Below are 18,433 nucleotides of genomic sequence, written 5' to 3' on the forward strand. Positions count from 1 at the left end.
GGAGGGAACGATGCCGTCGCAACGGCCGACGTTGCCGACCTGCGCAGGAACCCGGCCCGTGGCTGACAGCTTCCTCTTCTACGATCGCGCCTCGATGAAATCCCATTTTGGAGGGAACGATGCCGTCGCAACGGCTGAGGTTGCCGACCTGCGCAGGAACCCGGCCCGTGGCTGACAGCTTCCTCTTCTACGATCTGGAGACCTTCGGCGCCGACCCCCGCCGCACCCGCATCGCCCAGTTCGCGGCCATCCGTACCGATGCGGCGCTCAACGAGATCGAGGATCCCATCGACATCCTCGTCCGCCCGGCCGACGACCTGCTGCCCTCGCCGGCTGCCAGTCTCGTCACGGGACTCACCCCACAGCACGTGCTTGCGAATGGCGTGCCGGAGGCCGACGCCTTCGCCCGCATCTTCGAGGAGATGGCACGTCCACAGACCTGCAGCCTGGGCTACAACTCGCTGCGCTTCGACGACGAATTCGTCCGCTTCGGCCTGTACCGCAATTTCCACGACGCGTACGAACGCGAGTGGCGCGGCGGCAACTCTCGCTGGGACTTGCTGGACGCCCTGCGGCTGATGCATGCGCTGCGCCCCGACGGCATCGCCTGGCCGCAACGCGAGGACGGCAAGGGCACCTCGTTCAAGCTCGAACACCTGGCCACGGGCAATGGCGTGCGCATCGGCGACGCGCACGAGGCATTGTCGGACGTGCGCGCCCTGATCGGCCTGGCCCGCCTGTTCCGCCAGTCGCAGCCGCGGCTGTGGGACTACGCGCTGCAACTGCGGGACAAGCGGTTCGCCGCCAGCCAGCTGGATGTCATCGCGATGACCCCGGCACTGCATGTCTCCCAGCGCTACCCGGCATCCCGCCTGTGCGCGGCCCCCGTGCTGCCGCTGGCGCGGCATCCGAAGATCGACAGCCGGGTGATCGTGTTCGACCTCGCCAGCGAACCCGATGCCCTGCTCGACCTGTCGCCGGAAGACATCGCGGCGCGCCTGTATGTGCGTGCCGATGCCCTGCCCGAGGGCACGACCCGCATCGCGCTGAAGGAAGTCCACCTCAACCGCTGCCCGGCGCTGGTGCCGTGGAGCTACCTGCGCGAGGACGACTTCACCCGGCTGGCCATCGATCCGGCGGACGTCGAGCGCAACGCCGCGCGCCTGCGCAGCGCCGGCCCGGCGCTGGCCGAAAAAGTCCGCCGCGTCTATGCGCTGGAGCGCGAGTTCCCGCGCGGCGATGCGGATGCCGGCCTCTACGACGGCTTCATTCCCGACGGCGACAAGCGCCTGTTCGCCGACGTGCGCGCCACGCCGCCCGAGGCGCTGGGAACGCGCACGTTCGGCTTCCGCGATCCGCGCATGGGCGAGCTGCTGTTCCGCTACCGTGCGCGCAACTGGCCTGCGACGCTCTCGGCCGAGGAACGCGCCCGCTGGAACGACTATCGCCGCGTCCGCCTCGCCGACGGCACCACGATGTCCGAGCACTCGTTCACGACGTTCTTCGCCGAGATCGCGACACTGCGCGAAACGCACCCAGACCGGCGCGACGTGCTGGATGCGCTGGACGGATGGGGTCGCGACCTGCAGGGCAGCCTGGCATGAGCCGCTATTTCACCGACAAAAGCCTGAAGTTCCTGCGTGGCCTGGCCCGCCACAACGAACGGGCGTGGTTCCTCGACCACAAGGACGCATACGAAGCGCACGTGCGCGAACCATTCCAGCGCCTGCTGGCCGACCTGCAGGCGCCCTTGGCCAACGTCAGCCCGCATTTCCATGCCGATCCGAAGACCGTCGGCGGCTCGCTGTTCCGCATCCAGCGCGACACCCGCTTCTCCGGCGACAAGGCGCCTTACAAACCCTGGCAGGGCGCGCGCCTGTTCCACACGCGCCGGCGCGAGGTGCCGGCACCGTCGTTCTACCTGCACCTGCAGCCGGGCGGCAGCTTCGTCGGCGCGGGCTTGTGGCACCCGGAGACCGACACCCAGCGCCGCGTCCGCCAGTTCATCCTCGACAACCCCGGCAGTTGGAAAGCCGCGGCCCATGCGCCGGCGCTGCGCCGCCGCTTCGAACTCGATGACAGCGAAGCCCTGGTGCGGCCGCCGCGCGGCTTCCCGTCGGATTTCGAGTTCATCGACGACCTCAGGCACCGGAACTGGGTGTTCTGGCGGCCGCTCGACGATGCCACGATGACGGGAACCTCGCTGGTGCGGCTGCTGTCGAAGGACCTCGTTGCGCTGGGGCCGTTCGTGGACTACCTGTGCGCCGCGCTCGACCTGGAGTTCTGATGAAGAAGTGGACGTGGATCGCCGTGTTTGCCGTCGTGGGCGTGCTGGCCTACGGCGTGGCCGGCCCGTTCCTGACCATCAACGCGATCCGCGATGCGGTGCGCACCGAGAATGCGCGTGCGCTGGCGAAGCAGGTCGACTTCCCTCCGCTGCGACACAGCCTCAAGCTGCAGATGCGCGAGGCCATCGTGCGCCGCGCCGGCGCCGATGCACAGTCCAGCCTGGCCGGGGCGCTGGGCATTCGCATGGCCGCGGGCTTGGCCGATGGCGCCGTGGACGCCATGGTCACGCCGATGGGCCTGGGCGCGTTGATGGAGGGCCGCAAGGTCTGGAACCGCGCCAGCGGCCTGCCACCGCCGACGCGTGCCGATACCGGCGATCGCGCCCAGCCGTTGCAGGACCCGCGATACCGCTTCGAGTCGCCATCGCGCTTCACTGCCACGGTCACCGCTGCCGATGGCACCGAGACCACGTTCGTGCTGACACGCAACGGCCTGCGCTGGCGGCTCAGCGACATCCACCTGCCGCTGTAGGGCGGGTCTCGACCCGCCGTCGCGTATTGCATCCGTGGACGCGCGGTCCTCTCGACATCGCGACCGGCCAACGCAATTGCTGTCACCGCGTCGCCGCTGGCGTGGAATGAGCTCGTTGTCCAATGGCGGGACTGGACGAGCGGCGGGTCGGGACCCGCCCTACGGGTTCGACACGCCATGCGGCACGTGGCCGGCGGCGACGTGCAGCCGGGCGCTGTCGATGTTGTGCAGTGAGTCGTCGAAGAAGATGTCGGCGCCGAAGGCCTCGAGGAATGGACCTTTGGCGCGACCACCGAGGAACAGCGCTTCGTCCAGGCGTACGCCCCACTCGCGCAGGGTGCGGATCACGCGCTCGTGCGCGGGCGCGGACCGCGCGGTGACCAGCGCGGTGCGGATCGGCGCGGCCTCCCCCGCGGGATAGGCCGCCTGCAGGTCGTGCAGGGCCGACAAAAAGCCACGGAAAGGCCCTCCGATCAGCGGCTCGCGCGCACGCGCGATCTCGTGCCTGTGGAAGGCATCGATACCACCCTCGCGCGAGACGCGTTCGCCTTCGTCGTCGAAGATCACCGCATCGCCGTCGAACGCGATGCGGATCTGCTCGCTGGCGAGGTTGCCGGGCAGCGCCTTGGCCGGCAGGATCGTCGCCGCCGCCACGTCGTTAGCCAGCGCCTGGCGCACCGAGTCGGGGTTCGCCGACAGGAACAGCTGCGCGCCGAAGGGGCGGATGTACGGCCAGGTGGGCTCGCCGGACGTGAACGTGGCGCGCGAAATCGCCAGCTTGTGGTGCTGGATGGAATTGAAGATGCGCAGGCCCGTATCGGCCGAGTTGCGCGACAGCAGGATCACCTCGACCCGCGGCGCATCGGGTGGCGCATTGACGTTGAGCGCCAGCAGCTTGCGCACCAGGGGGAACGCGATGCCCGGCTCCAGGACGTCGTCTTCGCGGGTGCGCTGGTATTCGGCGTAGGGTTCGATGCCCTCGTTCTCGAACAGCGCATGGCTGTCCTCCAAGTCGAACAGTGCCCGGGACGAGATGGCGATGGTGAGGACGGCGACGGGTTCGGTGCGTGACATGCGGGGGATTATGCGCCGGGTGTGTCTCGGGGCGTGCGACGGCGGTCTGTCGGTTGCGTGGCGTGCGCCTCGAGGCCGCGCGATGGCGGGCCGGGGCCCGCCCTACACCACGAACTGTTCGCTGAGGATGCGTTCCTCGAGGTTGTGCTCGGGGTCGAACAGCAGCGTCACCGTCCGGTCCCGGGACTCGCGGATGGTCACGTCCACCACGTCTCGCACCTCGTGCGAGTCGGCGGTGGCGCTGACCGGGCGCTTGAACGGATCCAGCACGCGGAAGCGCACTTCCGTGCCTGCCTTGAGCAAGGCGCCGCGCCAGCGCCGGGGGCGGAAGGCGGCGATCGGCGTCAATGCCACCACGCTGGCCCCCAGCGGCAGGATGGGTCCGTGCGCGGAATAGTTGTAGGCGGTGCTGCCCGCGGCGGTGGCGACCATCACGCCGTCGCACACCAGCTCGTCCAGCCGGGTCTGGCCGTTGAGGTCGATGGCGATCTGCGCCGCCTGCCGGGTCTGTCGCAGCAGCGAGACTTCGTTGTACGCCAACGAACCGACGGTGGCGCCCGATTCGGTCTGCGCCACCATTTCGAGCGGCCGCAGCACGGCAGGCTCGGCGGCGGCGATGCGCGCCAGCAGGTCCTGCCCCGCGTCGATGCCGTCGCCACCGCTGCGGTAGGTGTTCATCAGGAATCCCACCGTGCCCAGCTTCATGCCGAATACAGGCTTGCCGAGGCTGCCGTGGCGATGCAGGGTCTGCAGCATGAAACCGTCGCCGCCCAACGCGCACAGCACGTCGGCCTCGGCGGGTTCGCACTGCCCGTGGCGCGCCACCAGCGCCTGCAGCGCGTCGCGCGCGCCATCGGTCTGGCTGCCGAGGAAAGCGATGCGTGGCGTCGTGCTCATCGGTCCGTGTCCATCCGGTCGCTGGGCGATGCGGCCAGCATAGCGCAGGGTGACGCCGCGGCGCGGCGCCACCCATCGGCCATCAGCTGCGCTGCACCAGCTGCGAGAGCCGCTGGACCGCCACCGATGCGGTGGGATAGTCCAGCGTCTTCTGCGTCGCCAGTTCGCCCAGCATCGCCAACGTGAAGCGCAGATTGGGATCGTCGCGACCGATCCACTGCGCCACCTTTTCATCCGCCGTATGCCCGGGCATGCGCAGCGCCTGTCCCACCAGCGCACGATGTTGCGCCGCCAGTTCGTCCTGCAGCACGCCGCGCGCGACCGCGTGCCAGCGGCCTTCCACCACCAGCGCGTCGATCTGGCCGGCCAGCCATGGCAGGTTGAGCGCCTGGCCAATGCGGAAGTGCAGCTTGGCCACGTCCACCGGCTTCTGCTTGCGCTCGGTCGCCAGTTCGATGATGTCGCAGCAGGCATCCAGGTAAGGCAACGCGGCCAGCTGGCCGCCCAACGCCTCCGGGACGCCCTTCTCCGCCCACTCGCGCAGGCTGGCCTCGTAGGCCGGGCGCTGCGACGCTGGCAGGATGTCCTTGCCGGCGCGGATGTCGTGGAAGCCATCGTGGTAGCGCTTGACCGCGGTGGTGATGTCCGGGATCGCACCCGGTCGCGACAGCAGCCAGCGCGTGAACGAACGCTGCAGGTTCCAGATCACCTGCAGGGCGTCGATCTGCACCGACTCCGGCACCTTGCCGTCGAGCGCGTCGATGTCGATCCACAGCGAGCGTGCTTCCAGCGTTTCTCGGGTGATGGTGAACGCCTTGGCCACTTCACCCATGCTGCGGCCGCTGTCTTCCTGCATGCGCATCAGGAAGGTCGCGCCCATGCGGTTGATCATGGTGTTGGTGACCGCGGTCGCGATGATCTCGCGCTTCAGGCGGTGCTGTTCCATGGCCTTGGCGTACTTCTGCTGCAGCGGCTGCGGGAAGTAGCGCAGCAGTTCCTTCGACAGGTACGGGTCTTCCGGCACGTCCGAGCGCAGCAGTTCCTCGTAGGCGACCAGCTTGGAGTAAGACAGCAGCACGGACAGTTCGGGGCGCGTCAGGCCAACGCCGCGCGCCTTGCGCTCGGCGATCTCGGCATCGGACGGCAGGTACTCGATCTGGCGGTCGAGCAGGCCCTGCGATTCCAGCGTGCGGATGAAATGCTGCTTCGAACCCAGGCGCGTCACGCTCATGCGCTGCATCAGGCTCAGCGCCTGGTTCTGGCGGTAGTTGTCCCACAGCACCAGGTCGGCCACTTCCTCGGTCATCGAGGCGAGCAGCTTGTTGCGCGCCTCCATCTTCAGCTTTCCGTCCTGCACCTGGCCATTGAGCAGGATCTTGATGTTCACCTCGTGGTCGGAGGTGTCCACGCCGGCGGAGTTGTCGATGAAGTCGGTGTTGAGCAGCACGCCACCCAGTGCGGCCTCGACCCGGCCGAGCTGGGTCAGGCCCAGGTTGCCGCCCTCGCCCACCACCTTGCAGCGCAACTCGTTGCCGTTGATGCGCAGTGCGTTGTTGGCGCGGTCGCCGACGTCCGCGTGCTGTTCGGTGCTGCCCTTCACGTACGTGCCGATGCCGCCGTTCCACAGCAGGTCCACCGGTGCCTTGAGGATCGCCGACATCAGTTCCACCGGACTCATCGAGGCCACGTTGCCCTCGATGCCCAGCGCCTCGCGCGCTTCCGCCGACAACGGGATCGACTTGGCGCTGCGTGGCCACACGCCGCCGCCCTTGCTGATCTTCGCGGCGTCGTAGTCCTCCCAGCTCGAACGCGGCAGCTTGAACATGCGCTCGCGCTCGACGTAGGACGACGACGCCTCGGGGTTCGGGTCGAGGAAGATGTGGCGATGGTCGAAGGCCGCCACCAGGCGGATGTGCTTCGACAGCAGCATGCCGTTGCCGAACACGTCGCCGGACATGTCGCCAACGCCCGCACAGGTGAAGTCCTGCGACTGCGAATCGCGGCCCATGGCGCGGAAGTGGCGCTTGACCGACTCCCATGCGCCGCGGGCGGTGATGCCCATGCCCTTGTGGTCGTAGCCCACCGACCCGCCTGACGCGAAGGCATCGTCCAGCCAGAAGCCATGCTCGCGCGCGATCGCGTTCGCAGTGTCCGAGAACGTCGCGGTGCCCTTGTCCGCGGCCACCACCAGGTAGGGGTCGTCGCCATCGTGGCGCACCACGTCGCGCGGCGGCACGATCTTGCCGTCGACGATGTTGTCGGTGATGTCGAGCAGGCCGTTGATGAACATCTTGTAGCAGGCCACGCCTTCGGCGAACTGCACGTCACGATCCGGGTTGGCGGGTGGCCGCTTGACGATGAACCCGCCCTTCGAGCCGACCGGCACGATCACGGTGTTCTTCACCATCTGCGCCTTCACCAGGCCCAGCACTTCGGTGCGGAAATCCTCGCGGCGGTCGGACCAGCGCAGGCCGCCGCGCGCCACCGGGCCGAAGCGCAGGTGGATGCCTTCGATGCGCGGGCCGTACACGAAGATCTCGCGGTACGGGCGCGGCTTCGGCAGGTCGGGCACCTTCGACGAGTCGAACTTGAAGGCGATGGTGTGCTTGGGCAGGCCGTCGGCACCCGACTGGAAGTAGCTGGTGCGCAGGGTGGCATCGATGACGCCGATGAAGCCGCGCAGGATGCGGTCCTCGTCGAGGCTCGATACATTGTCCAGCAACGCCTTGAGCGCCTTGCGCGTGCTGTCGTACTGCGCGTTGCGCCCGTTGCGGCGCGCGTCGATGATCGGCCGCAGCACCGCCATGGTGGCCTCGTCGCCGGCCGCGAGCGCCTCGAACTGCGCGGCCAGCCGCGCCACGCCCTCGGCGACCTGCGCCTTCGACTCGCTGCCCGTGGCCGGGTGGAAACGCGCTTCGAAAATCTCGACCAGCAGCCGGGCGATCAGCGGATGGCGCGCGAACGTGGCTTCGACGTAGTTCTGCGAGAACGGCACGCCCACCTGCTGCAGGTACTTGGCGTACCCGCGCAGCATCGAAACCTGGCGCCAGTCGAGCCCGGCCGCCAATACCAGCCCGTTGAAGCCGTCGCTTTCCGCGTCGCCGCGCCATACGCGCGCGAACGCCTCGCCGAAACTGCCGCTGACGCTGTCGATGTCCAGCCCATGCGCACGCAGCTCGACATCGAAATCCTGGATGTAGAGCGGCGTGCCGTCCGCCTCGATGCGGTGCGAGTGTTCGGTGATCACCCGCAGCCCCATGTTCTCCATCATCGGCAGCGCGTCGGACAGCGGGATGTCCTTGTGCTGGCGGTAGAGCTTGAAGCGCAGGGCGCGCTCGCCGGTGACGCGGTCCGGCGATTCCTGCAAGCTGATCTGCAGGTCGTCGGCATCGCGCAGGCCGGCCAGGCGCTCGACGTCGGTGGCCGCCGCAGAGGCCGACGCACCTTCGATGTAGCCGGCCGACAGGGCGCGCCCGTAGCGCTCGGCCAGTGCCAGTCCGTGTTCCTCGCCATGGCGCGACACCAGTTCGTCCCGCAGGTCGTCCTGCCAGTTGCGCACGATGGCGGCCAGCTCGGCTTCCAGCGTGGCCTGGTCCACGTCCAGCGATTCGCCCTGGCGCGGACGCACCATCATGTGCAGCTGGGCCAGCGGCGAATCGCCGACCAGCACATTGCTGTCCACGTGGTCGGCGCGCAGTACGCGCTTGAGCATCGCCTCGATGCGATGGCGCACCTCGGTGTTGTAGCGATCGCGAGGCACGTAGGCCAGCGCGGAGTAGAAACGGCCGTAGCGGCCGCGGCGCAGGAACAGGCGGCTGCGCACGCGCTCCTGCAGGCCGAGGATGCCGGTGCCCAGCTGGAACAACTCGTCCGCGGTCGACTGGAACAGTTCGTCGCGCGGCAGGGTTTCCAGGATGTGTTTGAGCGCCTTGCCGCTGTGGCCGGTGGGCTTGAGGCCGGATTCGCTCATGACATGCTCGTAGCGCTCGCGCACCAGCGGGATCTCCCACGGGCGACGGTTGTACGCGCTGGAGGTGTACAGGCCGAGGAAGCGCTGCTCGGACACGGCACGCCCCTTGTCGTCGAACCCCAGCACGCCGATGTAGTCCATGTAGCCGGGCCGATGCACGGTGGAACGCGCGTTGGTCTTGGTGATGACAAGCGCCTCGGCGCTGCCCTCGTTGCGCAACTGGTGGGCGGCCAGCGACTTCAGCGGACGCGGCCTGGCCGCATCGCTGGCGCGCAGCAGGCCCAGGCCGCTGCCTTCCACCGGGCACAGCATTTCCTCGCTGCCCTGCTTGCGTACGTGGTACTCGCGGTAGCCGAACAGGGTGAAGTGGTCGTTCGCCGCCCAGCGCAGGAACTCCTGCGCCTCGCGCCGCTCGGCATCGGAGACCGGCATCCTGCGCGTGGCGAGGTCGGCCGCCGCCTGCTGCATCTTCTCGCGCATCGGCATCCAGTCGGCCACGATGGCGCGCACGTCGTCCAGCACGCTGCGCAGCACCTGCTCGATGCGGGCATTGCTTTCGGCGGTCTGGCGGTCGATCTCGAAATGCATGACCGATTCGATCTCGCCCTCGCCCACCGCCAGCAGCTTGCCGGCCTTGTCGCGCGAGATCTGGATCACCGGATGGCCCAGCACATGCACGCCGATGCCCTGCTCGGCCAGCGCCATCGTCACCGAGTCGACCAGGAACGGCATGTCGTCGTTGACGATCTGCAGCACCGTGTGCGACGACTCCCAGCCATGCGACTTCAGCGTGGGGTTGAACAGGCGCACGTTGGCGGTCCGCGGCTTGCGCTTGCGCGCGAAGTCCAGCAGGTCCATCGCCAGCGCGGCCCAGCTGTCTGGCCCGTGCAGCGGCAGCTCTTCCTCGGTCATGCGCCGGTAGAACGCGCCGGCGAACGCGCTGGCATCGTCATCGCCCTTGCGCTTGCGGATCGCGTCGAAAATCGGGTCGAGCAGTCCGCTGCGGGCATCCTTGCGGGCGTCGCTTGCCGACTTGCGCGGGGCGGGGGTCTTCTTCTTGCTGGGCGTGGTCATGGAACACTCGTTCGATGGAATGAGGCCCGCGTTCTCACGCGGGCCATGGTGTCGTTCAGGGGCGGAGGCAACACATGCGGCCGTGGCTCAGCGCAGCCCGGTTTCGTGCCGCGCGATCACCAGCCGCTGGATTTCGCTGGTGCCTTCGTAGATTTCGGTGATCTTGGCGTCGCGGAAGTAGCGCTCGATGGGCATTTCCTTGGAGTAGCCCATGCCGCCATGGATCTGCAGCGCCTGGTGGGTGATCCACATCGCCGCCTCGGACGCGGTCAGCTTGGCGACCGCGGCCTCGGTGGTGAAGCGCCGGCCCTGGCCCTTCAGCCAGGCCGCCCGCAGCGTGAGCAGCAGCGACGCGTCCAGCTTGCACTTCATGTCGGCGATCTTCGCCTGCGTCATCTGGAAGCTGCCGATGGCCGCGCCGAAGGCCTTGCGCTCGCGCACGTACTCCAGCGTGGCCTCGTAGGCGGCACGGGCGATGCCGATGGCCTGCGAGGCGATGCCGATGCGGCCTGCATCCAGCACGCCCATCGCGATCTTGAAGCCGTGGCCTTCCTCGCCCAGCACGTCGGCCGGCTGCGCGACGTAGTCGCTGAATTCGATTTCGCACGTGGCCGAGGCGCGGATTCCCAGCTTGGGTTCGGTCTTGCCGCGATGGAAACCATCGCGCGCGGTGTCGACCAGGAACGCGGTGATGCCGCGCGCGCCCTTGTCCGGCTCGGTCATGGCGAACAGCACGATGTACTTGGCCACCGGGCCCGAGGTGATCCAGCTCTTCTTGCCATTGATGACGTAGGAGCCATCGGCCTGCTTGACCGCTCGGCAGCGCATCGCGGTGGCGTCCGAGCCGGACTGCGGCTCGGTCAGCGCGAAGGCGCCGATCTCGGCACCTTCGGCGATCGCGCGCACATGGGTCTGTTTCTGGTCCTCGGTGCCGTGGGTCAGGATGCCGTTGCAGAACAGCGAGTTGTTCACAGAAACGATGGTCGAGTGCGCCGCATCCCCCGCGGCGATCTCCACCATCGCCAGCACGTAGGCGATCGGGTCCATCCCGGCGCCACCGTACTCGGCCGGCACTTCGATGCCCATCAGCCCGTTCTCACCCAGCAAGCGGATGTTTTCGAGCGGAAACTCGCCGGTGCGGTCGTGGTGCTCGGCGCTGGGCGCGATCTTCTCTTGCGCGATCCGGCGAGCGACCTCCTGGATCATCAACTGCTCTTCGCTGAATCCGAAGTCCACGTCGTCCCTCTATCGTTTCCGTAGCAACCGATATTGTAGCCGCCGGACATGACGAACCCCAGCCGCAGCGCGGCGTGACAAGCCCCGCTTCACGTGGTCCATGCTTGACGCGGGCAGGTGCCACGCGAATAATCATCTCTATATCGCGATATGGAGATATAAATGGATCTCGAAGCCTGGTCGTCCCGGCTGAAAGTCCTGGCCGACCCCACCCGCGTGCGCCTGCTGGCGCTGCTGGAGGGCGAGGAACTCACGGTGGCCGAACTGTCCGCGATCACGCGGCTCGCGCAGCCTCGCGTTTCCACCCATCTCGCCAAGCTCAAGGAGGCCGGGCTGGTGCGCGACCGTCGCGCCGGGGTGTCGGCCTACTACCGCTTCGACCACGAATCGCTGGATGCGGCGCAGCGCGCACTCTGGCAGGCGCTATCCACAGGCAGCGATGATCCGCTCCTGCGCCAGGACGCCGAACGCGTGCCAGCCGTGCTGGCCAGCCGCGCCGCCGACCAGAACTGGGCAGACAGCGTGGCCGGCGACATGGAGCGGCACTATTCCCCCGGACGCACCTGGGAAGCGCTGGCACGCTCCGCCCTGCCGCTGCTGGAAACAGGCGACGTGCTGGACATCGCGTCCGGCGACGGCGTTCTTGCCGAACTGCTGGCGCCGCATGCGCATCGCTATGTCTGCGTCGATGCCAGCCAGCGCGTGGTCGCGGCGGCGGCCGAACGCCTGCGCAAGTTCCGCAACGTCGAGGTGCGCGAGGGCGACATGCATGCCCTGCCCTTCGCCGACGCCAGCTTCGACCTGGTGGTGCTGATGCATGCCCTCACCTACGCCGACAAACCGGCGCAGGCGGTGGCCGATGCTGCGCGCGTCCTGCGTCCTGGCGGCCGGCTGTTGCTGTCCAGCCTGGACCGCCACGAGCACCAGTCGGTGGTGCAGGCCTACGGCCACGCCAACCTCGGCTTCACCGAGAAGGACCTGCGGCGGTTCGTGTCGAAGGCCGGGCTGGAGTTGCTGAACGCCGAAACGGTGACGCGGGAGAAACGGCCGCCGCATTTCGAGGTGGTGTCGCTGATCGCCAGGAAGCCGTAGGGCGGGTCCAGACCCGCCGTGTTTTCCGTCACGACTCAATCACCCCCATCGCCAGTGGCATGTCGTGCGTCGAAGCGCCATCAACGTGACTTCAGCAAACCAGTCGGCTTGACGACATCACCTGATTCCTGACACGGCGGGCCGAGGCCCGCCCTACGAGACCCGAGATGAAATCCCTCCCATGGCTCCATCCCGAACGCGTCGCAAGCCTGGAAGCGGCATTGCGCGAGCGCATCCTGGTCATCGACGGCGCGATGGGCACGATGATCCAGAAACACGGACTGGAAGAAGCCGACTACCGGGGCGACCGGTTCGCCGATGGCTGCGACCGCCAGCACGCCCATGCGCACGGGGATGGCTGCGGGCATGACCTGAAGGGCAACAACGACCTGCTGCTGCTGACGCGGCCGGACGTGATCGCGGGGGTGCACAGCGCCTACCTCGAGGCCGGCGCCGACCTGGTCGAGACCAATACCTTCAATGCCACCGCGATCAGCCAGGCCGACTACCATCTCGAACACCTGGTTTACGAATTGAACAAGGCCGGCGCGACGGTTGCGCGCGAGTGCTGCGATGCCATCGAGGCCCGCACCCCCGGCAAACCGCGCTTCGTGATCGGCGTGCTCGGCCCCACCAGCCGCACCGCGTCGATCAGCCCCGACGTCAACGACCCCGGCTTCCGCAATACCAGTTTCGACGAACTGCGCGGCACCTATCGCGATGCCATCGACGGTCTGATCGACGGCGGTGCCGACGTGCTGATGGTCGAAACCATCTTCGACACGCTCAATGCCAAGGCCGCGCTGTATGCCATCGAGGAAGCATTCGACGCCCGCGGTGCGCGGCTGCCGGTGATGATTTCCGGCACGATCACCGATGCCTCCGGGCGCACGCTGTCCGGGCAGACGGCGGAAGCCTTCCACACGTCGATCGCCCACGGCCGTCCGCTGTCCGTCGGCCTGAACTGCGCGCTGGGCGCGAAGGACCTGCGCGAGCACGTCGAAACCCTCGCCCGCGTCGCCGATGCCTACGTCAGCGCGCATCCGAATGCCGGCTTGCCCAACGCGTTCGGCGAATACGACGAGACGCCCGAGGAAATGGCGGCGACGTTGAAGGAATTCGCCGAATCCGGCCTGCTGAACATCGTCGGCGGCTGCTGCGGCACCACGCCGGCGCATATCCAGGCGATCGCGGAAGCCGTCGCGGGCATCACACCGCGCCAGTTGCCTTCGTCGCTGGAGCAAGCGGCTTGAACGCACCCGCACGCCACACCCGCCTGTCCGGCCTCGAACCGCTGGTCATTACCCCGGACCTGCTGTTCATCAACGTCGGCGAGCGCACCAACGTCACCGGCAGCGCGCAGTTCCGCAAGCTCATCAAGGAAGAACGCTACGAGGAAGCGGTGGAGGTGGCGCGCCAGCAGGTCGCCAACGGCGCGCAGATCCTCGACGTCAACATGGACGAGGGCCTGATCGATTCGCGCAAGGCGATGGTGCGCTTCCTCAACCTGATCGCGTCCGAGCCCGACATCGCCCGCATCCCGGTGATGGTGGACTCGTCGAAGTGGGAGGTGATCGAGGCCGGCCTGCAGTGCCTGCAGGGCAAGGGCGTGGTCAATTCGATCTCGCTGAAGGAAGGCGAAGCGCAGTTCATCGAGCAGGCGCGCAAGGTTCTGCGCTACGGCGCCGCCGCCGTGGTCATGGCCTTCGACGAAACCGGCCAGGCCGACACCTGCGCGCGCAAGGTGGAGATCTGCACCCGCGCCTACCGCATCCTGACCGAGGACGTCGGCTTCCCGCCGGAAGACATCATCTTCGACCCCAACATCTTCGCCATCGCCACCGGCATCGAGGAGCACGACAACTACGCCGTCGATTTCATCGAGGCCACGCGGATCATCCGGCAGACCCTGCCGCACTGCCACGTCTCCGGTGGCGTGTCCAACGTCAGTTTCTCGTTCCGCGGCAACGAGACAGTGCGCGCGGCGATCCACTCGGTGTTCCTGTACCACGCCATCCAGGCGGGCATGGACATGGGCATCGTCAACGCCGGCGGCCTGCCCGTCTACGACGACCTCGATGCCGAACTGCGCGAGCGCGTCGAGGATGTGGTGCTCAATCGCCGCGCGGACGGCACCGAACGCCTGCTGGAGATCGCCGAGCGCTACAAGGGCAGGAAGGGCGAAAAGAAGGTCGAAGACCTCGCCTGGCGCGAGAAGCCGGTCAGCGCCCGCCTCGCGCACGCCCTGGTGCATGGCATCGATGCCTTCGTTGAGGAGGACACCGAACTCGCCCGCCAGGCCTCCACGCGCCCACTGGACGTCATCGAAGGGCCGTTGATGGATGGCATGAACGTGGTCGGCGACCTGTTCGGCGCCGGCAAGATGTTCCTGCCGCAGGTGGTCAAGTCCGCCCGCGTGATGAAGAAGGCCGTGGCCTACCTCTTGCCGTACATCGAGGCGGAGAAGGCGCGCACCGGCGACTCCGGCAAGTCCAACGGCAAGATCATCATGGCCACGGTCAAGGGCGACGTGCACGACATCGGCAAGAACATCGTCGGCGTGGTGCTGGCCTGCAACAACTTCGACGTGGTCGACCTCGGGGTGATGGTGCCGACGCAGAAGATCCTCGACGCCGCCCGTGCCGAGAACGCCGACCTGATCGGCCTGTCCGGCCTGATCACGCCCTCGCTGGAGGAAATGACCCACGTCGCCCGCGAGATGCAGCGCCAGGGCTTCGAGATGCCGCTGTTGATCGGCGGCGCCACCACCTCGCGCGCGCACACCGCGCTCAAGATCGATCCGCACTACACCGCGCCGACGGTGTGGGTGAAGGACGCCTCGCGCGCCGTGGGCGTGGCGCAGTCGCTGATCTCGCGCGACATGCGCGCGGCCTTCGTGGCCGCCAACGATGCCGACTACGCCGAGATCCGCGAACGCCACCGCAACCGCGGCGACGCCAAGCGGCTGGTGTCGCTGGAGAAGGCGCGCGGGCAGAAGTTCGATGGCGGCTGGGCCGATTACACACCGCCCGTGCCGAACCAGCCCGGACTGCGTGTCTTCGACGACTATCCGCTGGCCGAACTGGTGGATTGCATCGACTGGACGCCGTTCTTCCAGGCCTGGGAGCTGGCGGGAAAGTACCCCGCCATCCTGACCGATGAGGTTGTCGGGCCGCAGGCCAGCGAACTGTATCGCGATGCGCGGGCGATGCTGGATCGAATCGTGGAAGAGAAGTGGTTGACTGCCAAAGCCGTCTTCGGACTCTGGCCGGCGAACAGCGTCGGTGACGATGTCGAGGTTCAGCCCCTTCCCCCGCTTGCGGGGGAAGGTCGGGATGGGGGCCATGCAGCGGACCCACCCCCACCCCAGCCCTCCCCCGTGAACGGGGGAGGGGGCAGGAGCATCACCCTGCACTTCCTGCGCCAGCAGGTCGACAAGCCTGCCGATCGTCCCGACTTCTGCCTGGCCGATTTCATCGCGCCGAAGGATTCGGGCAGGCAGGACTGGATCGGCGCCTTCGCGGTCACCGCAGGCATCGGCATCGATGCGCACGTCGCGCGCTTCGAAGCCGACCACGACGACTACAACGCGATCCTGCTCAAGGCGCTGGCCGACCGCCTCGCCGAGGCACTGGCCGAACGCCTGCACCAGCGCGTGCGCACCGAGTTCTGGGGCTATGCCGCAGGCGAGTCGCTGGACAACGAAGCGCTGATTGCCGAGAAGTACGTCGGCATCCGCCCTGCCCCCGGCTACCCCGCCTGCCCCGAGCACAGCGAGAAGGACACCCTGTTCCGCCTGCTGGACGCGCAAGCCAACGCCGGCATGTCGCTGACCGAAAGCTTCGCGATGTTGCCCACCGCAGCGGTGTCCGGCTACTACTTCAGCCATCCGCGCAGCCAGTACTTCGTGGTCGGCCGTGTGTCGAAGGAACAGGTGGCGGACTATGCGAAACGCAAGGGCGTGACGGTGGCGCAAGTGGAACGGTGGCTGGCGTCGAACCTCGACTACGATCCGGAATAGGCGACGACGCGCAGCCACGCGCACCTGGAACATCGCGTCGCCGCAGACCCGGCTGCATGCATCCGTCCGCACCCACGTCGCTCGTGCAACGCGTCATGACGACGTGATGCTGACACCGATGACGCTAAGGTGGCTTCATTTCCACGGAGCCAACACGCCATGTCCGCAGTCTCTGGACGCGCCAGCCACCCTCTGCTGTTCGCAGCGCTTTTCTGGCTGGTGGGCTGCACGCAACCGAGTGCACAGCAGGGCGATGAAGCCGCGGCGCAAGCGGCATCGCCGGAACCGGATGCAGGCGTCGTCCTGATCGAAGGCGCATGCGTGTTCGACGGCGAACGCGACCTCGGCATCGTGTCGATGCTGTTGCGCGATGGCCGCATCGAAGCCATCGGCCCCGACGTCGAGTCCGTTCCTGAAGATGCGAGGCGCGTCGACTACAGCGGGCGCTACCTGGTCCCCGGCCTCGTCAGCAACCACGCCCATGTCGCCAATACCGAGGGCACCGAGCATGGCGACCGCTTCTACACGCGCGGGAACGTGATCCGCGACCTGCGTCGCTTCCAGGCCCTCGGGGTGACGACGGTTACCGCACTCGGATTGAATGGCGACGTGTTCCATGCGCTCCGCGACGAGGTCAATGCCGATCCTTCCCTGGGCGCATCGCTGCTTGGCGCGGGCGGTGGCATCGGGGTCGCGGACGGTGCGCCGCCGGCCACGAACATGGGGCTCGAACACGATCCGGCGCTGCGTCCGGCGACACCCGACGAGGCACGCGAAGCCGTGCGGCGGCAGGCCGAAGCCGGCATCGACATCGTCAAGCTCTGGGTGGACGACCTGGGCGGCGAGGCGCCGATCATGCGTCCGGACATCTATCGCGCGGCCATCGAAGAGGCGCACGCGCTCGGCCTGCTGGTGGCTGCACATATCCACGACCTGGGCCCGGCGAAGGACCTCGTGGATGCTGGCATCGATGTGATCGCCCACGGCGTGCGCGACCGTCCCGTCGACGCGGCGCTGGTCGCTGCGATGCGTGGGCGCGGCACCTGGTACATGCCCACGGTGCAGATCGACGAAGCGAATTACCTGTACGCCGAGCAGCCCGGCCTGATCGAACAGGAACCGGCCCTGCGCGCCGCGCTTCCACAGGCCGTGCGCGCGCAATTCGAAGAGGCCGGCTGGCGGGCGCAGCAACTTGCGGGCGATGGCATCGCCAAGGCGAAGGCCGCGGTGCAGACCAATCTCGCCAACCTGCGCACCCTGCACGAGGCCGGCGTGCGCATTGGCTTCGGCACGGATTCCGGCGCGCTGCCGCACCGCGTGATCGGGTTCGCCGAACACCGCGAGCTGGAATTGATGACGCAGGCCGGGTTTACGCCGCGACAGGCGCTGACCACCGCCACCCGCGATGCCGCCACCCTGCTCGGTCTCGATGATCGCGGCACGCTGGCGCCCGGCAAACGCGCGGACTTCGTGGTGCTCGGGGCGGACCCGCTGTCGGACATCCGCAACACCCGGCGCATCGAAGCGGTGTGGCAAGCGGGACGACAGGTGTCAGGTGCGATCGGTGATGTCGCGGTGGATTGAAGAGTCGGATGGCCTGGCGCAGCAGCGTTGCCGCCAGGCCAGGGTGCGCTACCAGACCAGGTCGTCGGGCACCTGATACTTCGGATCGGCGTACGGGTCGTCCCCTGCCGGCGCATCCGGGTCGACCTTCAGCGCCACCGACGGCGCGAACACCGCTTCGGCCTCGGCCAGCAGCGCAGCGGTGACCAGCAGGTAGCGCCCGTTCTGCTGCAGCACGCCCAGCTCGCCCGCATTGAGCGCCTTGAGCTGGTCGGACGTCACGTAGATGCGCTTGATCTTGCCGCCGTATTCGAAATGGCGAGCGATGTCGGCACCTTCGGCATTGAGGGCCTTGCCCTCGAGCAGGGTCGCCAGCTTCGCGCGCGCTTCGCGACGCAACCGCGCCTCTTCCTGCTTGCGGCGCTCCGCCTCGATGCGCTCGTCCTTGTCACGCTGCGCACGGATCGCATAGGCCTTCGCGAGATCGATGTCCTCCTGCGTGCGACCCGGCTTGCCGCCGGCATGTGGCTTGCCGCCCCGACGCCCGTCCGCACGCTTGCCGCGCCCGGCCTCGGACTTCTTCGCCTGTGCCGGCGTTGGCTTCGGGCCTTGTTTCGGCTTGGGCGTGGGCTTGAAGCCCAGCCCCAGCAACTGGTCGCGCAATGAATCGGTCATGCCTACGGATC

General features: G+C 67.8%; 12 protein-coding genes. 7 read left to right on the top strand and 5 right to left on the bottom strand.

Annotation, left to right across the window (positions count from 1 at the left end; genetic code table 11):
- Positions 1–167 precede the first annotated feature (167 nt).
- The 3 genes from sbcB to E2F46_RS13500 are packed head-to-tail and all read left to right on the top strand — an operon-like array spanning position 168 to position 2,820.
- Positions 168–1,604 (top strand): exodeoxyribonuclease I, encoded by a 1,437-nt coding sequence (gene sbcB / locus E2F46_RS13490; RefSeq protein ID WP_133322937.1) that lies wholly within the window; start codon positions 168–170, stop codon positions 1,602–1,604.
- A complete protein-coding gene (locus E2F46_RS13495) occupies positions 1,601–2,287 on the top strand; it encodes a DUF2461 domain-containing protein (protein WP_133322939.1) in 687 nt (228 codons plus the stop codon). Before sbcB ends, E2F46_RS13495 begins: the two co-directional genes overlap by 4 nt.
- A complete protein-coding gene (locus E2F46_RS13500) occupies positions 2,287–2,820 on the top strand; it encodes a DUF2939 domain-containing protein (protein WP_133322941.1) in 534 nt (177 codons plus the stop codon). Before E2F46_RS13495 ends, E2F46_RS13500 begins: the two co-directional genes overlap by 1 nt.
- Before the next feature lie 159 nt (positions 2,821–2,979).
- On the opposite strand, the gene E2F46_RS13505 is transcribed toward E2F46_RS13500, so the two are convergent.
- The 4 genes from E2F46_RS13505 to E2F46_RS13520 all read right to left on the bottom strand — a co-directional run bounded on the left by E2F46_RS13505 (position 2,980) and on the right by E2F46_RS13520 (position 11,071).
- Entirely contained in the window at positions 2,980–3,894 is a 915-nt protein-coding gene (locus tag E2F46_RS13505) for a 5'-nucleotidase (protein ID WP_133322944.1), read from the bottom strand.
- Positions 3,895–3,996: 102 nt separating this feature from the next.
- A complete protein-coding gene (locus E2F46_RS13510; RefSeq protein WP_133322946.1) occupies positions 3,997–4,791 on the bottom strand; it encodes an NAD kinase in 795 nt (264 codons plus the stop codon).
- 82 nt (positions 4,792–4,873) lie between these two features.
- Entirely contained in the window at positions 4,874–9,856 is a 4,983-nt protein-coding gene (locus tag E2F46_RS13515) for an NAD-glutamate dehydrogenase (protein ID WP_425599840.1), read from the bottom strand.
- Positions 9,857–9,922: 66 nt separating this feature from the next.
- The gene (locus E2F46_RS13520; protein ID WP_133322950.1) at positions 9,923–11,071 is read right to left on the bottom strand and encodes an acyl-CoA dehydrogenase family protein; all 1,149 of its coding nucleotides are present in this window, start codon (positions 11,069–11,071) and stop codon (positions 9,923–9,925) included.
- A gap of 162 nt (positions 11,072–11,233) precedes the next feature.
- On the opposite strand from E2F46_RS13520, the gene E2F46_RS13525 reads away from it, so the two are divergent.
- The 4 genes from E2F46_RS13525 (at position 11,234) to E2F46_RS13540 (ending at position 17,768) form a co-directional block, all read left to right on the top strand.
- Complete coding sequence (locus E2F46_RS13525) at positions 11,234–12,163, top strand: ArsR/SmtB family transcription factor (protein WP_133322952.1); 930 nt, start codon at positions 11,234–11,236, stop codon at positions 12,161–12,163.
- A gap of 167 nt (positions 12,164–12,330) precedes the next feature.
- Positions 12,331–13,416, top strand: coding sequence for a homocysteine S-methyltransferase family protein (locus E2F46_RS13530; RefSeq protein ID WP_133322954.1), 1,086 nt, complete (start codon positions 12,331–12,333; stop codon positions 13,414–13,416).
- Complete coding sequence (gene metH / locus E2F46_RS13535; RefSeq protein WP_133322956.1) at positions 13,413–16,184, top strand: methionine synthase; 2,772 nt, start codon at positions 13,413–13,415, stop codon at positions 16,182–16,184. Before E2F46_RS13530 ends, metH begins: the two co-directional genes overlap by 4 nt.
- Positions 16,185–16,343: 159 nt before the next feature.
- The gene (locus E2F46_RS13540) at positions 16,344–17,768 is read left to right on the top strand and encodes an amidohydrolase family protein (RefSeq protein ID WP_133322958.1); all 1,425 of its coding nucleotides are present in this window, start codon (positions 16,344–16,346) and stop codon (positions 17,766–17,768) included.
- A 48-nt stretch (positions 17,769–17,816) separates the two neighbouring features.
- Here E2F46_RS13540 and E2F46_RS13545 read toward each other — a convergent pair whose 3' ends face one another.
- The gene (locus tag E2F46_RS13545; RefSeq protein ID WP_133322960.1) at positions 17,817–18,422 is read right to left on the bottom strand and encodes a DUF2058 domain-containing protein; all 606 of its coding nucleotides are present in this window, start codon (positions 18,420–18,422) and stop codon (positions 17,817–17,819) included.
- Positions 18,423–18,433: the final 11 nt, after the last annotated feature.

The organism is Luteimonas aestuarii (assembly GCF_004357985.1).
Taxonomy (GTDB): Bacteria; Pseudomonadota; Gammaproteobacteria; order Xanthomonadales; family Xanthomonadaceae; genus Luteimonas; species Luteimonas aestuarii.